The organism is Streptomyces mabaensis (assembly GCF_053763515.1).
In genome coordinates this window covers 202,007-216,930 of the sequence record NZ_JBSOPZ010000003.1, presented here as the reverse complement: position 1 = coordinate 216,930, position 14,924 = coordinate 202,007, and the positions used below count along the sequence as shown (strand labels likewise).

Below are 14,924 nucleotides of genomic sequence, written 5' to 3'. Positions count from 1 at the left end.
AACCCTTCCATGCCCGACCAGCACCAACAGCCCGTGCTGCAACTCCAGCAGCTGACCCGGGTCCACGGCAGCGGCGCCACCGAGGTGCACGCCCTGCGCGGCGTCGATCTGTCCGTCTTCCCCGGTGAACTTGTCGCCGTCATGGGCCCCTCGGGCTCGGGCAAGTCCACCCTGCTCACCATCGCGGGCGGTCTCGACAGCCCCACCTCCGGGCGGGTCGTGGTCGAGGGCACGGACATCACCACCGCGAACCGCAAGGAACTCGCCGCGCTGCGCCGGCGCAGCATCGGTTACGTCTTCCAGGACTACAACCTCATACCGGCGCTGACCGCCGCCGAGAACGTCGCCCTGCCCCGCGAACTCGACGGGATCTCCGCCCGCAAGGCCCGCGTCGGCGCCGTGGCGGCGCTGGAGGAGATGGGCCTGGCCGACCTCGCCGACCGCTTCCCCGACGAGATGTCAGGCGGCCAGCAGCAGCGCGTCGCCATCGCCCGCGCCCTGGTCGGCGACCGCCGGCTGGTCCTCGCCGACGAGCCGACCGGCGCTCTGGACTCCGAGACCGGCGAGTCCGTGCTCGCTCTGCTGCGGGCCCGCTGCGACGCGGGCGCCGCCGGCATCCTGGTCACCCACGAGCCGCGCTTTGCGGCCTGGGCGGACCGGGTGGTCTTCCTGCGCGACGGCGCCGTCGTCGATGAGACACTGCGCAGCCAGGCGGACTCGCTGCTCTCGGGGCAGGCGGCCGGCCAGTGAGAACCTGGTACCACTCGTGGGTGGCCGCCGTGCGGATCGCCCGTCGCGACGCCTGGCGCTCCAAGGGGCGAAGCTCCCTCGTCCTCGCCATGATCGCCCTGCCGATCCTCGGCGTGAGCGCGGCCGATCTGACGCTGCGCAGTGCTGAACTGTCCACCGAGCAGAAGCTGGAACGCTCCCTCGGCGCCGCCGACGCCCGGCTGTCCGGCACCGGCATGGGCGGTGCGCCCATCTACCAGGAGCCGGCGGGCAACGGCTTCATGGCGGTGGGGGACTTCGAAGACAAGCCGCCGCCCGAGGGCCGCACGGACATCAAGGCGGCGATCCCGCCCGGCGCCACGTACCTCAAGGACTCCAGCGGCAGCGGCAAGATCCGTACCAGGCACGGGCTGCTCAGCACCGGCATCCGTGAGCTGGACGCGAACGACCCGATGGCCCAGGGCATCATGGTCCTCGACCGCGGCCGCTTCCCCACGAAGGCCGGCGAAGTCGCCGCGACCACCCGCTTTCTGGAGTCCAGCGGACTGCATGTCGGCTCCAAGGTCACGGCACGTGGCCTGGACACCGACTTCCGGATCGTCGGAGCGTACGAACTTCCCGACGAGCTCGCCGCCGACGAACTCAACGCCCTCCCCGGGACGTTCCTGGCCCCGCTCGACAAGGGCCTCGCCGCCGAGGGCCTGCCCGGCACCGGCAGCAGCACCAGCTATCTGGTCGGCGTCGGCGGCCAAGGTTTCACGTGGAACATGGTCAAGGAGGCCAACACCAAGGGCATCGAGGTGAAGTCGCGGGCCGTCGCCCTCGATCCGCCCGCCGACTCCGAGGTGCCGCTCTACCAGCAGGACGACTGGAGCCCCTACGAGGAGAGCACCGCCGCCAAGGCCGCGACCCTCGCGGCGGTCGGCACCGTCGTCGGCCTCGCCATGCTGGAGATCTGCCTGCTCGCCGGACCCGCTTTCGCGGTCGGCGCGCGCCGCTCCCGCCGCCAGCTGGGACTGGTCGGCGCCAACGGCGGCGACCGCCGCCACATCCGCGCCATCGTCCTCTCCGGCGGCCTGGTCATCGGCGTCGCCGCCGCGGTCGCCGGAACCGTGCTCGGCCTGCTGCTCACCTTCGCCCTGCAGCCGGTGCTCGAGGGGTTCATGGGCAAGCGCTTCGGCAGCTTCGACGTCCGGCCGCTCGAACTGCTCGCCATCGCTTTCCTCGCCGTCCTCACCGGTGTGCTGGCCGCGATCGTCCCGGCGATCACCGCCTCCCGGCAGACCGTCCTGGCCTCGCTCACCGGCCGCCGCGGCGTGCGCCGCTCCAGCCGGGTGCTGCCGGTCATCGGCCTGATCGCGGCCGGCCTGGGCGTGGCCATCACGCTGTACGGCGCCATGGCCAGCGAGAGCTTCGTCGTCGTCGCGGGCGGCAGCGCGCTCGCCGAACTGGGCGTCGTCGCGCTCACCCCGGCGCTGGTCGGCCTCTTCGGCCGCACCGGCCGCTGGCTGCCGCTCTCGCCGCGGCTGGCGCTGCGTGACGCCGTACGCAACCGGGGCCGTACGGCCCCCGCTGTGGCCGCGGTACTGGCGGCCGTCGCCGGTACGGTCGCCGTGGCCACGTACGCCGACAGCCAGGACGTCCAGCATCGCGCCGAATACCGGGCGGAGCTGCCGCACGGCGCGGTCCGGGTGTCCGTCTCCGACGGCGGCGGCCGCGATATGCCGGCCGTGCGGGCCGCGGTACAGAAGAACCTGCCCGTCGATGTGCGCGCCGATGTGGAACGGGTCCTCGTCGGCAAGCCCAACTGCACCCTGTACAGCACCGAGAAGGGCTGCGGCCGGCACGAGATCGTCACTCCCCAGGCCAACCAGTGCCCGCTGTGGGGTGTCGAGGGCGCGGAGAAGTTCAGTGTGCCGGAGCGCCGCAAGCTGTCGGCCGACTGGCGCTGCAAGGAGAGCGGGGAGTACGCCGAGCAGGATGTGGTGATCGCCGGTCCAGAGCTGCTGAAGGCGCTCGCCATCGCCGACCCCGCGGCGGAGCGGGCGTTGCGGGACGGCCGGGCGGTCTCCTTCGACAAGCGCCATGTCGACCGGGGCCGGATCGGGATCCGGCTGATCACCGATCAGGAGAAGGCCGACCGCGCGGCGGAGGAGGGCAAGGAGGTACCCGGCGAGGTCAAGTCGTTCGCCGTCCACCTGGCCCCCGAATCGGTCCGGTCGTACGGCGTGAAGCTGATCGTTCCGCCGGCCGCGGCGAAGTCGGCGGGGCTGACCACCACCGCCTTCGGTGCGTACTTCTCGACGGACCAGCAGCCGAGCAGCGAGCAGAAACAGCGGCTCGCGGGCGCGCTCGACCAGATCGGCACCGACGCCGGCCTGCACATCGAAGAGGGCTACAGCAGCGACAACAGCATCGTGCTGCTCGCCCTGACGGTGTTCGCCGGACTGGTCACCATCGGCGCCGCCGGTATCGCCACCGGCCTGGCCCAGACCGACGCCGAGCCCGACCTGAAGACCCTCGCCGCGGTCGGCGCGCCCCCGCGGGTGCGCAGGACCCTGAGCGGTTTCCAGTGCGGGGTGGTGGCCGCCATGGGCGTCGTCCTCGGCTCGGCGGCGGGCGTGCTGCCCGCCATCGGGCTGCGGCTCACCGAGCGGCGTCAGCAGCTCGAGTGGTACCAGGAAGCCCTGGACCAGGGCTGGCAGCCCGGCGGCCTCAAGCCGTACGTCCCGATCATCATCCCCTGGGAAACCCTGGCGGCGCTGCTGATCGCGGTCCCGGTGGGCGCGGCGCTCCTCGCGGCGCTGGTCACCCGGTCCAGGGGCGCGATGGCGAGGCGCGCGGCGGGCTGAACCGTCCCTGTGCCCCCGTAGTGCCCCCGTACAGGGTGGATCACCTCTGTACGGGGGCACACCCAAGGGTGACGCCCCTGTGCGAGAGAATGGCGGCATGGATATGCCGAGGAGTGAACGGTCGCAGGAGAGCCCCCAGGTCCTTGTGGTGGGACAGGACGGGATGGCGATCGGCGGCGCCGATGACGAGTCGCGCGAGGTTCCAGTGACGGAGATGGTCGAACAGCCCGCAAAGGTCATGCGCATCGGCAGCATGATCAAGCAGCTCCTGGAGGAAGTCCGCGCGGCTCCTCTGGACGAGGCGAGCCGGGTCCGGCTCAAGGACATCCACGCGAGCTCGGTCAAGGAGCTCGAGGATGGCCTCGCGCCCGAGCTGGTCGAGGAGCTGGAGCGGCTCTCGCTGCCCTTCACCGACGAAGCGATCCCCTCGGAAGCGGAACTGCGTATCGCGCAGGCCCAGTTGGTCGGCTGGCTGGAGGGTCTCTTCCACGGGATCCAGACGGCGCTGTTCGCCCAGCAGATGGCCGCGCGGGCCCAGTTGGAGCAGATGCGCCGCGCGCTGCCCCCGGGAGCGGGCGGGCACCCCGACGACGATGACGAGAGCGGCCACGGAGCGATCCGCTCCGGCCCGTACCTGTAGGCCCTGGATCGGCGTTCCCTCGAAGATCTGCAAGGCCCATACTCGGGGGCATGACAGCGTATGACGCGATCGTCCTCGCCGGAGGCGCGGCCAAGCGGCTCGGTGGTGCCGACAAGCCGGGCCTGAGCGTCGGCGGGCGGTCGCTGCTCGACCGGGTGCTGAGTGCCTGCCCCGACGCCGGCGTCACCGTCGTCGTCGGGAACAGGCGGCCCACCGCCCGGCCGGTCACCTGGACCCGCGAGGAGCCGGCCGGCGGCGGCCCGCTGGCCGCCCTCGACGCCGGAGTACGGCGGACCTCGGCCGAGAGCCTGCTCGTGCTCTCGGCCGATCTGCCGTTCCTGCGGGAGCGGACGGTACGGCAGTTGCTGGCCGCCCTCGGGCAGAGCGGCCCGGAGTGCGCACTGCTCACCGACGCCGGGGGCCGCGAACAGCCGCTGGTCGCCGCGTACCGCGCCGAACCGCTGCGGCGTGAGCTCGCGCTGCTCGCCACCGAACACGGCAGCCTCACCGGGCTGCCGCTGAAACTCCTCACCGCCGAGCTGGACCTGACCCGGGTCGCCGCGGGGCCTTCGGACTCCTTCGACTGCGACACCTGGGACGACATCGCCACCGCCCGAGCCCAGATCAGGGAGCATGGGAACGTGCTGGAAGAATGGATCACCGCAGTCAAGGACGAGCTCGGTATCGAGCTCGACGTCGACATCCCCCTCCTCCTCGACGTCGCCCGTGACGCCGCCCACGGCGTCGCCCGCCCCGCCGCCCCGCTGACCACGTTCCTCGTGGGGTACGCGGCGGCAAAGGCGGAGGCGGCCGGCGGCGGTCCCGGGGCGGTGGCCGAGGCGGTGGCCGAGGCCGCACGCAAAACCGCGGCTCTCGCTGCCCGTTGGGCCGACGAAGGATGACCACCGCCCACGGGGACCACGACCGCGAGTTCGACGACGCGCTGGCCCTGGTCTGCCGCGTCCCGGAACCGGCCGCCGCCTCCACCCCCGGGCCCATGCCCGCCTCCGGTCCGGGCACCCGCCACCGCGCCACCGGCTGGCCCGAGGCCCGTGCCCTGGCGGCGCGCACCGCCCGCGCCGTGCCGGCCCGTACCCGGCGGACCCCTCTCGACGGCGCGCTCGGCGACGTGCTCGCCGGCCCGCTCGAAGCCCTCACCGATCTGCCGTCGTTCGACACCTCGGCCATGGACGGCTGGGCGGTGGCCGGCCCGGGCCCGTGGACCGTCCAGGAGGGCGGAATCCTCGCCGGTGCGGACCGGCCCGCACCGCTCGCCGACGGTGAAGCCGTCCGGATCGCGACGGGCGCCCGGGTGCCGGCCGACGCCACCGCCGTGATCCGCAACGAGCACGCCCGTACGGACACCCAGGGCCGGCTGCACGCGGAACGCGAGGTCGTCCATGGGCAGGACATCCGCCCCCGCGGTCAGGAGTGTCACAGCGGCGACCTGCTCCTGCCCGCCGGCACCCCGGTGACCCCGGCCGTGCTGGGACTCGCCGCGGCCGCCGGCTACGACGAGCTGCTCACCGTCCCCCGTCCACGGGTCGAAATCCTCGTCCTGGGCGATGAGTTGCTGACCGCCGGACGTCCGCACGACGGGCTCATCCGCGACGCCCTCGGCCCCATGGCCGGCCCCTGGCTGAGCACCCTCGGCGCCGACGTGATCGCCACCCACCGGCTCGGGGACGACGCCGACGCGCTCCACAAGGCGGTGACCAGCTCCGACGCCGACCTCGTCATCACCACCGGCGGCACCGCCGCGGGCCCCCTGGACCACGTCCACCCGGTCCTGCGCCGGGCCGGTGCGGAACTGCTCGTCGACGGGGTCGCCGTGCGGCCGGGCCACCCGATGCTGCTGGCCCGGCTCACCCCGGCGAGGTTCCTGGTGGGCCTTCCCGGCAACCCCCTCGCCGCGGTCTCCGCACTGCTGACGCTGGCCGAGCCACTGCTGCGGGGGCTGGCGGGCCTGGCCCCCCGGCCCTCGTACACCGCGCCCGTGCGCGGCGACGTACACGGCCATCCGTACGACACCCGGCTGGTGCCGGTCGTCCACCGCGCCGAGCAGGCCGTACCGCTGCACTACAACGGGCCCGCCATGCTGCGCGGAATCGCCGCCGCGGACGGGCTGGCCGTCGTACCACCCGGTGGCGCGATCAGTGGACAGGAACTGGACATCCTCGATCTGCCCTGGCTCGGCCTGCCGTGGGCCGCGGGAGGTTTCACGTGAAACTTCCCGGCCACGACGCGATGGCCCGAGAGGCCGACGAGCGCCTGATCGTCCGGCGGGTGCAGATGCCCAAGCGCATCGTCGAGCGACCGTTGCGCCAGGTCGGCAAGCGGCTGCTGATTGCCCTGGGCGTGCTTGTCCTGACGGTCCTCATCGTCTATCTCGACCGCAACGGCTACCACGACAACGCCGACCAGAAGGTCGACTTCCTCGACTCCGCCTACTACGCGACCGTCACCCTCTCCACCACGGGTTACGGCGACATCGTCCCGCACAGCGACAGCGCCCGGCTCACCAATGTGCTGCTCGTGACACCCCTGCGCGTGCTCTTTCTGATCATCCTGGTCGGCACGACTCTCGAGGTCCTCACCGAGCGCACCCGGGAGGAGTTCCGGCTGAATCGCTGGAGGTCCCAGTTGCGAGAACACACCGTCGTCATCGGCTTCGGCACCAAGGGCCGATCCGCGCTTCAGACCCTCTGCGCGACCGGGCTGAAGAAGGAACAGGTCGTCATCATCGCGACCCAGCGCGACGACACCGCGGTCCTGGTTACGCTGACCGCGCGCCAGCTCAACCGCGGCGCGAAGATCGTCGCCGCGGTGCGGGAGGAGGAGAACGCACCGCTGCTGCGCCAGTCCGGCGCCGACGCGGTGATCACCAGCGCCAGCGCGGCCGGCCGGCTGCTGGGTCTGTCCGTGCTCAGCCCCAGCGCCGGCACCGTGATGGAGGACCTGATTCAGCAGGGCAGCGGCCTCGACCTCATCGAACGCCCGGTGATAAAGGCCGAGGTGGGTAAGAACGTCCGGGAGACCGAAGACCTGGTGGTGAGTGTGCTGCGCGGCCACCGCCTGCTGGCGTACGACGACCCCAGCGCCAGCCCGCTGCAGCTCACCGACCGTGTGATCTCCGTCGTGCGAGCGTCACCCGTCACACCGGCGCAGAGCCCGGAGTAGCCTCGCCGCCATGCATGCGATCACGATCCCCGAACCCGGCGGCCCCGAAGCTCTCGTCTGGAGCGAGGTGCCCGATCCCGAGCCCGGCGAGGGCGAGGTCCTCGTCGAGGTCGCGGCCAGCGCGGTCAACCGCGCCGACCTGCTGCAACGACAGGGCTTCTACGATCCGCCGCCCGGCTCCTCCCGCTACCCCGGCCTCGAATGCTCGGGGCGGGTCGCGGCGCTCGGACCCGGCGTCTCGGGCTGGGCCGTCGGAGACGAGGTCTGCGCCCTGCTGTCCGGCGGAGGCTATGCCGAGCAGGTCACCGTTCCCGCGGGGCAGTTGCTGCCCGTCCCGGACGGCATCGACCTGGTCACGGCCGCGGCCCTGCCCGAAGTGACCTGCACCGTCTGGTCGAACGTCTTCATGATCGCCCATCTCCGGCCGGGCGAGACCCTGTTGGTGCACGGCGGCGCGAGCGGCATCGGGACCATGGCCATCCAGCTGGCCAAGGCCGTGGGCGCACGGGTCGCGGTCACCGCGGGCGGCCCCGAGAAACTGGCGCGCTGCGCGGAACTCGGCGCCGACATCCTGATCGACTACCGCGAGCAGGACTTCGTCGAGGAGCTGCGCAAGGCCACGGACGGGGCCGGCGCGGACGTCATCCTCGACATCGTCGGTGCGAAGTACCTGGACCGGAACGTGCGGGCGCTGGCCGTCAACGGGCGCCTCGCGGTGATCGGCCTCCAGGGCGGCGTCAAGGGCGAGCTGAACCTCTCCTCGCTGCTGGCCAAGCGGGCGGCCATCACCGCCACAACGCTGCGGGGGCGGCCGGTGGCCGAGAAGGCGTCGATCGTCGCTGCCGTACGCGAACACGTCTGGCCGCTGATCGGCGCGGGCCGGGTCCGTCCGGTCGTGGAGCGTACGGTGCCCCTCCCGGAGGCGGCCGAGGCGCACCGCGCGCTCGAGGAAGGCACTCACGTCGGCAAGATCCTGCTGCTGGCTCCATGATCTCGGGCCGCGTGCCCGCAGCGGCGGCCTCGGCCAGTCCGCTGCGGGCCGTTCCCGGTCCGGCCCCGGTCGGCCGGACCGGGCCGGACCTACAGCGAGCGCAGCAGCACCGCCGGGTGCTCGACGCAGTCCGCCACATGGCGCAGGAAACCACCGGCCGTGCCACCGTCGCACACCCGGTGGTCGAAGGTCAGCGAGAGCTGGACCACCTGACGTACCGCCAGCTCGCCGTCGTGGACCCATGGCTTGGCGATGATCCTGCCGACACCGAGCATGGCCGCCTCGGGGTGGTTGATGATCGGCGTGGAGCCGTCGACGCCGAACACCCCGTAATTGTTCAGGGTGAAAGTGCCGCCCGTCAGCTCCGCCGGGGTCAGGACCCCGTCCCGGGCCTTTTCCGTGAGCCGGGCGAACTCGGCGCTGAGCGAGTCGACGCTCCGGTCGTGCGCGTCCCGTACGACGGGAACCACCAGTCCCCGTTCGGTCTGTGCGGCGAACCCGAGGTGGACCTCCGGCAGTCGCACGATCTCCCGCGCGTCCATGTCCACGGTGGAGTTGAGCTCCGGGAAGCGCGCGAGCGCGGCCGTACAGATGCGGGCGAGCAGCGCGATGACCGAGATCTTCGGGCCGCCGACGGCGTTCATGGCGGCGCGGGCCGCCATCAGCTCGGTGGCGTCGGCATCGACCCAGCACGTCGCCTCCGGGATCTCGCGCCGGCTGCGGGACAGCTTGTCGGCCACCGCGCCGCGTACTCCCCGGAGCGGGATGCGCTCGGCCGAGGGCGCTGCGGCGGGCCCGGACGGCAGCTGGGGCGAGAGCTGGAACGCCGGTTCCGGCGTCGGGCGGAGCGCGGCCTCCACATCGGCGCGCAGGATCAGCCCGTCCGGACCGGAGCCGGTCAGCTCCCGCAGGTCCAGGCCGTTCTCGCGGGCCAGCCGCCGGACGAGCGGCGAGATGACCGGCACCGGGCCGTGCACCGCGGGCGGCTCGAACTGCTCGGGCGCGGCCTGCACCACCGGCGGGGCGGCCTGGACGACGGCAGGCGGGCGGATCCGCCGGCGCCGCACGGTCGGACCCGTATCGGTCCCGTACCCGACCAGCACATTCCCGGACCCGGTACCGGAATCGGAGCCGGCATCGGCCCCGGAGCCGGACCCGGCACCCGCACCGGAGCTGTGGCCGTTCCCGGAGCCCGCAACCGCGGACCCGGGACCCGACCCCGCGCCCGTACCGGGCTCGGCCGACACCGCACCCACCGCGACCGTCAGCAGCGGCGCGCCGACCGGCAGTTCCGTGCCCTCCTCGCCGAAGCGCGCGGTGACCACGCCCCCGTACGGGCAGGGCACCTCGACCATCGCCTTGGCTGTCTCGACCTCGACGACCGGCTGGTCGATGGCGACGACATCGCCGACGGCCACCAGCCAGCGGACGATCTCGGCCTCGGTCAGTCCCTCACCGAGGTCCGGCAGCTTGAACTCCAGGACCTGTGCCATCAGCTCCCCGCCTCCCACTGCAGTCGTGCGACCGCGTCGAGAATCCTGTCCACACCGGGAAGATGGTGCCGCTCCAGCATCGGCGGCGGATACGGGATGTCGAACCCGGCGACGCGCAGCACCGGCGCCTCCAGGTGGTGGAAGCAGCGTTCGGTGATCCGCGCGGCGATCTCCCCGCCGGGCCCGCCGAAACCGGTGGACTCGTGGACGACGACCGCGCGCCCGGTGCGCCGCACGGACGCGGCCACCGTCTCGTCGTCGAACGGCACCAGCGAGCGCAGATCGACGACTTCGAGGTCCCAGCCCTCGGCCCGGGCCGCTTCCGCGGCCTCCATGCAGACCGGTACCGACGGTCCGTACGTGATGAGCGTGGCACTGCGGCCGGCGCGCCGCACCACGGCCCGCCCGATCGGCTCGACAGCGGCCGGTGCGTCCGGTGACCAGTCGGCCTTGGACCAGTACAGCCGCTTGGGCTCCAGGAAGACGACCGGGTCGTCGGACGCGATCGCGGCCCGCAGCAGTCCGTACGCGTCGGCGACCGTCGCCGGTGCGACGACATGGAGCCCCGGAGTCGCCATGTAGTACGCCTCGGAGGAGTCGCTGTGGTGCTCCACGCCGCCGATCCCGCCGCCGTACGGCACGCGGACCACGATCGGCAGCGGCATCGCGCCCCGGGTACGGTTCCGCATCCGGGCGACATGGCTGATGAGCTGCTCGAACGCCGGATAGGCGAACGCGTCGAACTGCATCTCGACGACGGGCCGCAGCCCGTACATCGCCATGCCGACCGCCGTGCCCAGGATCCCGGCCTCGGCGAGCGGAGTGTCCGTACAGCGGTCCTCGCCGAACTCCTTCGCGAGCCCGTCGGTGATGCGGAAGACCCCGCCGAGCGTGCCGACGTCCTCACCGAGGACGTGCACGCTCGGGTCGTCGGCCATCGCGTCGCGCAGCGCCCTCCCGAGCGCCTGCGCCATGGTGGCCGGCTTGACGGCAACGGTGGTCATCGATCCCCCTCCGCGTCCGAAGCGGTGTCCGCGTCGAGCTCGGCGCGCAGCAGGTCGGCCTGCTCGCGCAGTTGCGTGGTCTGCTCCGCGTAGACATGCGCGAAGAGGTCCATGGGATTCAGCACCGGATCGGCGTTCATCCGCTCGCGCAGCCGCGCGGCCATCGTCTCGGCCGCGTCCTTCGCCGACCGGATGCCGTCCTCGTCGAGTATCCCGCGCTCGGTCAACTCCCGCTCCAGCAGCAGAATCGGATCGTGCTCGCGCCACGCCTCGACCTCGCCGTCACCGCGGTAGCGGGTCGCGTCGTCCGCGTTGGTGTGGGCCTCCATGCGGTACGTGACCGCCTCGACCAGCGTCGGCCCGCCGCCCGCGCGGGCCCGCCGAATGGCGTCACCCAGCACCTCGTGCACCGCCGCCGCGTCGTTGCCGTCGACCAGCCGGCCGGGCATGCCGTACCCGACGGCCTTGTGGGCCAGCGACGGGGCCGCGGTCTGCTTGGCCAGCGGCACGGAGATCGCGAAGCCGTTGTTCTGGACGAAGAAGACGACCGGCGCCTGCCATACGGCCGCGAAGTTCAGCGCCTCGTGGAAGTCGCCCTCGCTGGTGCCGCCGTCGCCGACCATGGCGAGCGCCACGACGTCGTCCCCCTTGAGCCGGGCGGCGTGGGCGAGCCCGACCGCGTGCGGCAACTGGGTCGCCAGCGGGGTGCACAGCGGGGCGATGCGGTGCTCGTGCGGGTCGTATCCGGTGTGCCAGTCACCGCGCAGCAGGGTAAGAGCCTGTACGGGATCGAGGCCGCGCGCGACGGCCGCGAGGGTGTCGCGGTAGCTGGGGAAGAGCCAGTCCTGCTCCTGGAGGACGAGCGCCGCGGCGACCTCGCTCGCCTCCTGGCCGACGGTCGACGGGTAGACGGCGAGCCGGCCCTGCTTGGTGAGGGCGGTGGCCTGCGCGTTGTACCGCCGGCCGCGCACCAGCTCGGCGTACAGCCGGAGCATCAGGGCGGGGTCGAGCCGGTCGGCGGCATCGGTGCCGAGCACGCGGTACGGCTCGGGGTCCGGGAGCAGCGGTGCGGGGTCGGTACGGGGCCTCCAGGCCGGCGGCGGCGTGGGGCGGTAAGACGCACCGGGCAGCTCTTGGACCGTCATGACGACCTCCTCCTCGTGGGAGCGGGCGGGGGGCGCACCGGGCTACCTCCCAGCGGTGGCCGGGAGGTGTGAGGCGCCTCACCTACCGATTGTTCGGTCGTGGGGGCATTTTGGCTACAGGCACCGCCAGGCTGTGGACAAACGGTTCTCCACAGCCTGAGATAGAGGCAGGACGTCCATGATAGAGAGGCCGGGGGCAATGACGGATGAACAAATGGCCGCCGAGGCCATGGGCGGCCAGGACTCTCCCGCACGCCCGCTGGACGCAATCGACCGCGACATCCTGCACATGCTGCGCACCGACGGCCGCGCCTCGATACGGTCCGTCGCGGAACGGGTGCACGTCTCGCGCGCCAACGCGTACGCCCGCATCAACCGGCTCATCGACGACGGGGTGATCCGCGGGTTCACCGCCCGGGTCGACCACGAGCGGGCGGGCCAGGGCGCCTCCGCGTACATCACGCTCAAGATCGTCCAGAACTCCTGGCGCACGGTGCGCGAGCAGCTCCAGGCCCTCCCCGGAGCCGCTCACATCGCACTGGTCAGCGGCGATTTCGACGTACTACTGCTGGTGCACACGCCGGACAACAGGACGCTGCGCGAACTGGTGCTCACCAAGCTCCAGTCGATCCCCGAGGTGCTCTCCACCCGCACGCTGCTGGTCTTCGAGGAGACGGACCTCGACCCGATCCCCGAGACACCGTAGGGATCGTAGGGCCTGTTTCCGGCGGATCAGGGCCTGAGCGTCAGTGGCTGGTGCGCAGCCCGTCGAAGGCCAGCCGTACGACCGTGTCCGCGACCTGGTCGCGGTCCACGCCGCCGTCCGGGTGCGGCCGGTACCACTCCACCAGGGAGTTCACCATGCCGAAAAGCAGCCGGGTGGCGAGGCGTATGTCGACATCGGCCCGCAGGTCGCCGTCCGCGGCGGCCGCCTTCAGCAGATCCGACACCCGCTGGTCGAACTCGCGGCGGCGCTCCAGTGCCCATCGCTCGGTCCTGGTGTTGCCGCGCACCCGCAGCAGCAGGGTCACGTACGGCACCTCGGCCATCAGCACCTCGACGGTGCGCCGGGTCACGTACTCGACCCGCTCGATCGCCCGTCCCCGCGCGGCCCCGGGCTCGTCGAGGATCCCGAAGAGCCCGTCCAGGGCACGGCTGACGGCCCGCCGCAGCAGCTCCTCCTTCCCCGCGACATGGTGGTAGATCGAGGACTTGGAGATGCCGGCGGCCTTCGAGAGGTGCTCCATGGACGTGCCGTCGTATCCGCGCTCGTTGAAGACCTTGACGGCGACCGTCAGGAGCGTCTCCGGGGTGTACGTGTCCCGCTTGACGGCAGTCATGACGTGGCCACCTCGGCAGCGGGGGCGGACGACGCGTACGACTGGCGGTATAGCGCCAGGGACGGGGCGTAGCGCCCGGTCGGGCAGCGCTCGTGCATCACCCGCAGCAGCTCGAACGCCCAGTCCTGGCCGAGCCTGCGGCCCCATTCGACCGGGCCCAGCGGGTAGTTCACGCCGAGCCGCAGGGCGGTGTCGATGTCCTCGGGTGTCGCGACGCCCTTGGCGACCGCGTCCGCCGCGAGGTCGATCAGCATGGCGACGGTACGGGCGACGATCATGCCGGGGACGTCGCCGATCACACTGACGTCCTTGCCGAGCTTCTGGAAGAGGCCGGTGGCTTCGCGCAGGGCCTGCTCGGAGGTGTCCTCGGAGCAGGAGAGCGCGATACGGGTGGCCCCGCGGTAGTCGAGGGCGAGGTCGAAGTAGACGACATCGTCGTACTCGACGGAGGTGGCGCCGTCCGCCGGTACGAGCTGGCCGTCACCGGGCAGCGCGATGTAGGGGCCGCCCGACTCCACCGTCTTCACGGTGATGCCGGCCTCCTCCATCATCGCGACCAGCTCGGCGGCGGGGCCGAGGTCGCCGACGACGGTGACCGCCTCGGGCGCGTCCTCGGGCGAGGCCGTGTGCGGTGCGGGCTTCTTCTCCCCTTCCGTGTACGGGAACCAGCCGTGGCCGCTCTTGCGGCCGTGCCGGCCGGACTCGACAAGCCTGTGCTGGGCGAGGGAGGGGAGGAACTTCGGGGACTGGAAGAAGGCGTCCCAGACCGAACGGGTGACGGCTTCGTTGACGTCCTGGCCGATGAGGTCGGTCAGCTCGAACGGTCCCATCCTGAAGCCGCCGCACTCGCGCAGCACGGCGTCGATCGTGGCCGGGTCGGCGCCCTGCTCCTCGTACACCGCGAAGGCCTCGGCGTAGAAGGGGCGGGCGATGCGGTTGACGATGAAACCGGGGGTGTCGGCGCAACGGACGGGCGTCTTGCCCCAGGCGGCGGCCGTCTCGTACGCGCAGGCGGCGGCCGTCTCGTCGGTCGCGAAGCCGCTGACCACCTCGACGAGCGGCAGGAGGGGCGCCGGGTTGAAGAAGTGCAGGCCGACGAAGCGGCCGGGGTTGCGCAGGCCGCCCGCGATCGCGGTGACGGAGAGGGAGGAGGTGTTGGTGGCGAGCAGGCAGTCGTCGGCGACGATCTCTTCGAGCGCGCGGAACAGCTCCTTCTTGACCGGGAGCCGCTCGACGATCGCTTCGACGACGAGGGCGGCGTCGGCGAGCCGGGACAGGTCGCCGGCGGCCCCGATCCGGTCGCGGGCGGCGTCGGCGTCCGCGCGGTCGAGCCGGCCCTTCTCGACCAGCCGGTCCAGGCGGGCGGCGATGGCCCCCACGGCCTCGACCGTGCGGCCGTCGTCGGCGTCGTAGAGGAGCACCGGGTGGCCGGCGAGCAGGGCGACCTGGGCAATGCCCTGCCCCATGGTGCCGGTGCCGACGACGGCGACGGTGCGGGACCGCTCGATTGCTGTCATGACCCCGATCCTCCCGCATGAGTTGTCCACAGG

Annotated in this window: 13 protein-coding genes; 8 read left to right on the top strand and 5 right to left on the bottom strand. The window is 72.3% G+C overall.

Going from position 1 to position 14,924, the window contains the following annotated elements:
- Positions 1–9 precede the first annotated feature (9 nt).
- The 7 genes from ACWV17_RS04025 (at position 10) to ACWV17_RS03995 (ending at position 8,392) form a co-directional block, all read left to right on the top strand.
- Complete coding sequence (locus ACWV17_RS04025) at positions 10–750, top strand: ABC transporter ATP-binding protein (RefSeq protein ID WP_455358485.1); 741 nt, start codon at positions 10–12, stop codon at positions 748–750.
- Complete coding sequence (locus ACWV17_RS04020) at positions 747–3,581, top strand: FtsX-like permease family protein (RefSeq protein WP_455358484.1); 2,835 nt, start codon at positions 747–749, stop codon at positions 3,579–3,581. The genes ACWV17_RS04025 and ACWV17_RS04020 overlap by 4 nt, the downstream gene beginning before the upstream one ends.
- Before the next feature lie 97 nt (positions 3,582–3,678).
- The gene (locus ACWV17_RS04015; protein ID WP_455352903.1) at positions 3,679–4,221 is read left to right on the top strand and encodes a bacterial proteasome activator family protein; all 543 of its coding nucleotides are present in this window, start codon (positions 3,679–3,681) and stop codon (positions 4,219–4,221) included.
- 50 nt (positions 4,222–4,271) lie between these two features.
- Positions 4,272–5,123: an NTP transferase domain-containing protein gene (locus tag ACWV17_RS04010; protein ID WP_455358483.1), complete on the top strand. Its 852-nt coding sequence runs from the start codon at positions 4,272–4,274 to the stop codon at positions 5,121–5,123.
- Positions 5,120–6,448: a molybdopterin molybdotransferase MoeA gene (locus tag ACWV17_RS04005; protein WP_455358482.1), complete on the top strand. Its 1,329-nt coding sequence runs from the start codon at positions 5,120–5,122 to the stop codon at positions 6,446–6,448. The genes ACWV17_RS04010 and ACWV17_RS04005 overlap by 4 nt, the downstream gene beginning before the upstream one ends.
- Complete coding sequence (locus ACWV17_RS04000; protein ID WP_455358481.1) at positions 6,445–7,401, top strand: potassium channel family protein; 957 nt, start codon at positions 6,445–6,447, stop codon at positions 7,399–7,401. Before ACWV17_RS04005 ends, ACWV17_RS04000 begins: the two co-directional genes overlap by 4 nt.
- Positions 7,402–7,411: 10 nt before the next feature.
- Complete coding sequence (locus ACWV17_RS03995) at positions 7,412–8,392, top strand: NAD(P)H-quinone oxidoreductase (protein ID WP_455358480.1); 981 nt, start codon at positions 7,412–7,414, stop codon at positions 8,390–8,392.
- An 89-nt stretch (positions 8,393–8,481) separates the two neighbouring features.
- On the opposite strand, the gene ACWV17_RS03990 is transcribed toward ACWV17_RS03995, so the two are convergent.
- The 3 genes from ACWV17_RS03990 to pdhA are packed head-to-tail and all read right to left on the bottom strand — an operon-like array spanning position 8,482 to position 12,034.
- Positions 8,482–9,885 carry a dihydrolipoamide acetyltransferase family protein gene (locus ACWV17_RS03990; protein WP_455358479.1) on the bottom strand — a complete coding sequence of 468 codons (1,404 nt, stop codon included), beginning with the start codon at positions 9,883–9,885 and terminating at the stop codon, positions 8,482–8,484.
- Complete coding sequence (locus ACWV17_RS03985; RefSeq protein WP_455352909.1) at positions 9,885–10,889, bottom strand: alpha-ketoacid dehydrogenase subunit beta; 1,005 nt, start codon at positions 10,887–10,889, stop codon at positions 9,885–9,887. The genes ACWV17_RS03990 and ACWV17_RS03985 overlap by 1 nt, the downstream gene beginning before the upstream one ends.
- Positions 10,886–12,034 (bottom strand): pyruvate dehydrogenase (acetyl-transferring) E1 component subunit alpha, encoded by a 1,149-nt coding sequence (pdhA, locus tag ACWV17_RS03980; protein WP_455358478.1) that lies wholly within the window; start codon positions 12,032–12,034, stop codon positions 10,886–10,888. Before pdhA ends, ACWV17_RS03985 begins: the two co-directional genes overlap by 4 nt.
- A 199-nt stretch (positions 12,035–12,233) precedes the next feature.
- Between pdhA and ACWV17_RS03975 the strand changes: the two genes are divergently transcribed.
- Positions 12,234–12,740, top strand: a complete 507-nt coding sequence (locus tag ACWV17_RS03975; protein ID WP_455352911.1) for an Lrp/AsnC family transcriptional regulator — start codon at positions 12,234–12,236, stop codon at positions 12,738–12,740.
- A gap of 40 nt (positions 12,741–12,780) precedes the next feature.
- On the opposite strand, the gene ACWV17_RS03970 is transcribed toward ACWV17_RS03975, so the two are convergent.
- The gene (locus tag ACWV17_RS03970; protein WP_455352912.1) at positions 12,781–13,374 is read right to left on the bottom strand and encodes a TetR/AcrR family transcriptional regulator; all 594 of its coding nucleotides are present in this window, start codon (positions 13,372–13,374) and stop codon (positions 12,781–12,783) included.
- Positions 13,371–14,891: a 3-hydroxyacyl-CoA dehydrogenase gene (locus ACWV17_RS03965; RefSeq protein WP_455358477.1), complete on the bottom strand. Its 1,521-nt coding sequence runs from the start codon at positions 14,889–14,891 to the stop codon at positions 13,371–13,373. Before ACWV17_RS03965 ends, ACWV17_RS03970 begins: the two co-directional genes overlap by 4 nt.
- Positions 14,892–14,924: the final 33 nt, after the last annotated feature.

Bases quoted from the DNA above. Each gene is read 5' to 3' on its own strand.
- ACWV17_RS03970 (WP_455352912.1), bottom strand. From the start codon at position 13,374: ATGACTGCCGTCAAGCGGGACACGTACACCCCGGAGACGCTCCTGACG.
- pdhA (WP_455358478.1), bottom strand. From the start codon at position 12,034: ATGACGGTCCAAGAGCTGCCCGGTGCGTCTTACCGCCCCACGCCGCCG.
- ACWV17_RS03975 (WP_455352911.1), top strand. From the start codon at position 12,234: ATGACGGATGAACAAATGGCCGCCGAGGCCATGGGCGGCCAGGACTCT.
- ACWV17_RS03985 (WP_455352909.1), bottom strand. From the start codon at position 10,889: ATGACCACCGTTGCCGTCAAGCCGGCCACCATGGCGCAGGCGCTCGGG.
- ACWV17_RS04005 (WP_455358482.1), top strand. From the start codon at position 5,120: ATGACCACCGCCCACGGGGACCACGACCGCGAGTTCGACGACGCGCTG.
- ACWV17_RS04010 (WP_455358483.1), top strand. From the start codon at position 4,272: ATGACAGCGTATGACGCGATCGTCCTCGCCGGAGGCGCGGCCAAGCGG.
- ACWV17_RS03995 (WP_455358480.1), top strand. From the start codon at position 7,412: ATGCATGCGATCACGATCCCCGAACCCGGCGGCCCCGAAGCTCTCGTC.
- ACWV17_RS04015 (WP_455352903.1), top strand. From the start codon at position 3,679: ATGGATATGCCGAGGAGTGAACGGTCGCAGGAGAGCCCCCAGGTCCTT.
- ACWV17_RS03990 (WP_455358479.1), bottom strand. From the start codon at position 9,885: ATGGCACAGGTCCTGGAGTTCAAGCTGCCGGACCTCGGTGAGGGACTG.
- ACWV17_RS04025 (WP_455358485.1), top strand. From the start codon at position 10: ATGCCCGACCAGCACCAACAGCCCGTGCTGCAACTCCAGCAGCTGACC.
- ACWV17_RS03965 (WP_455358477.1), bottom strand. From the start codon at position 14,891: ATGACAGCAATCGAGCGGTCCCGCACCGTCGCCGTCGTCGGCACCGGC.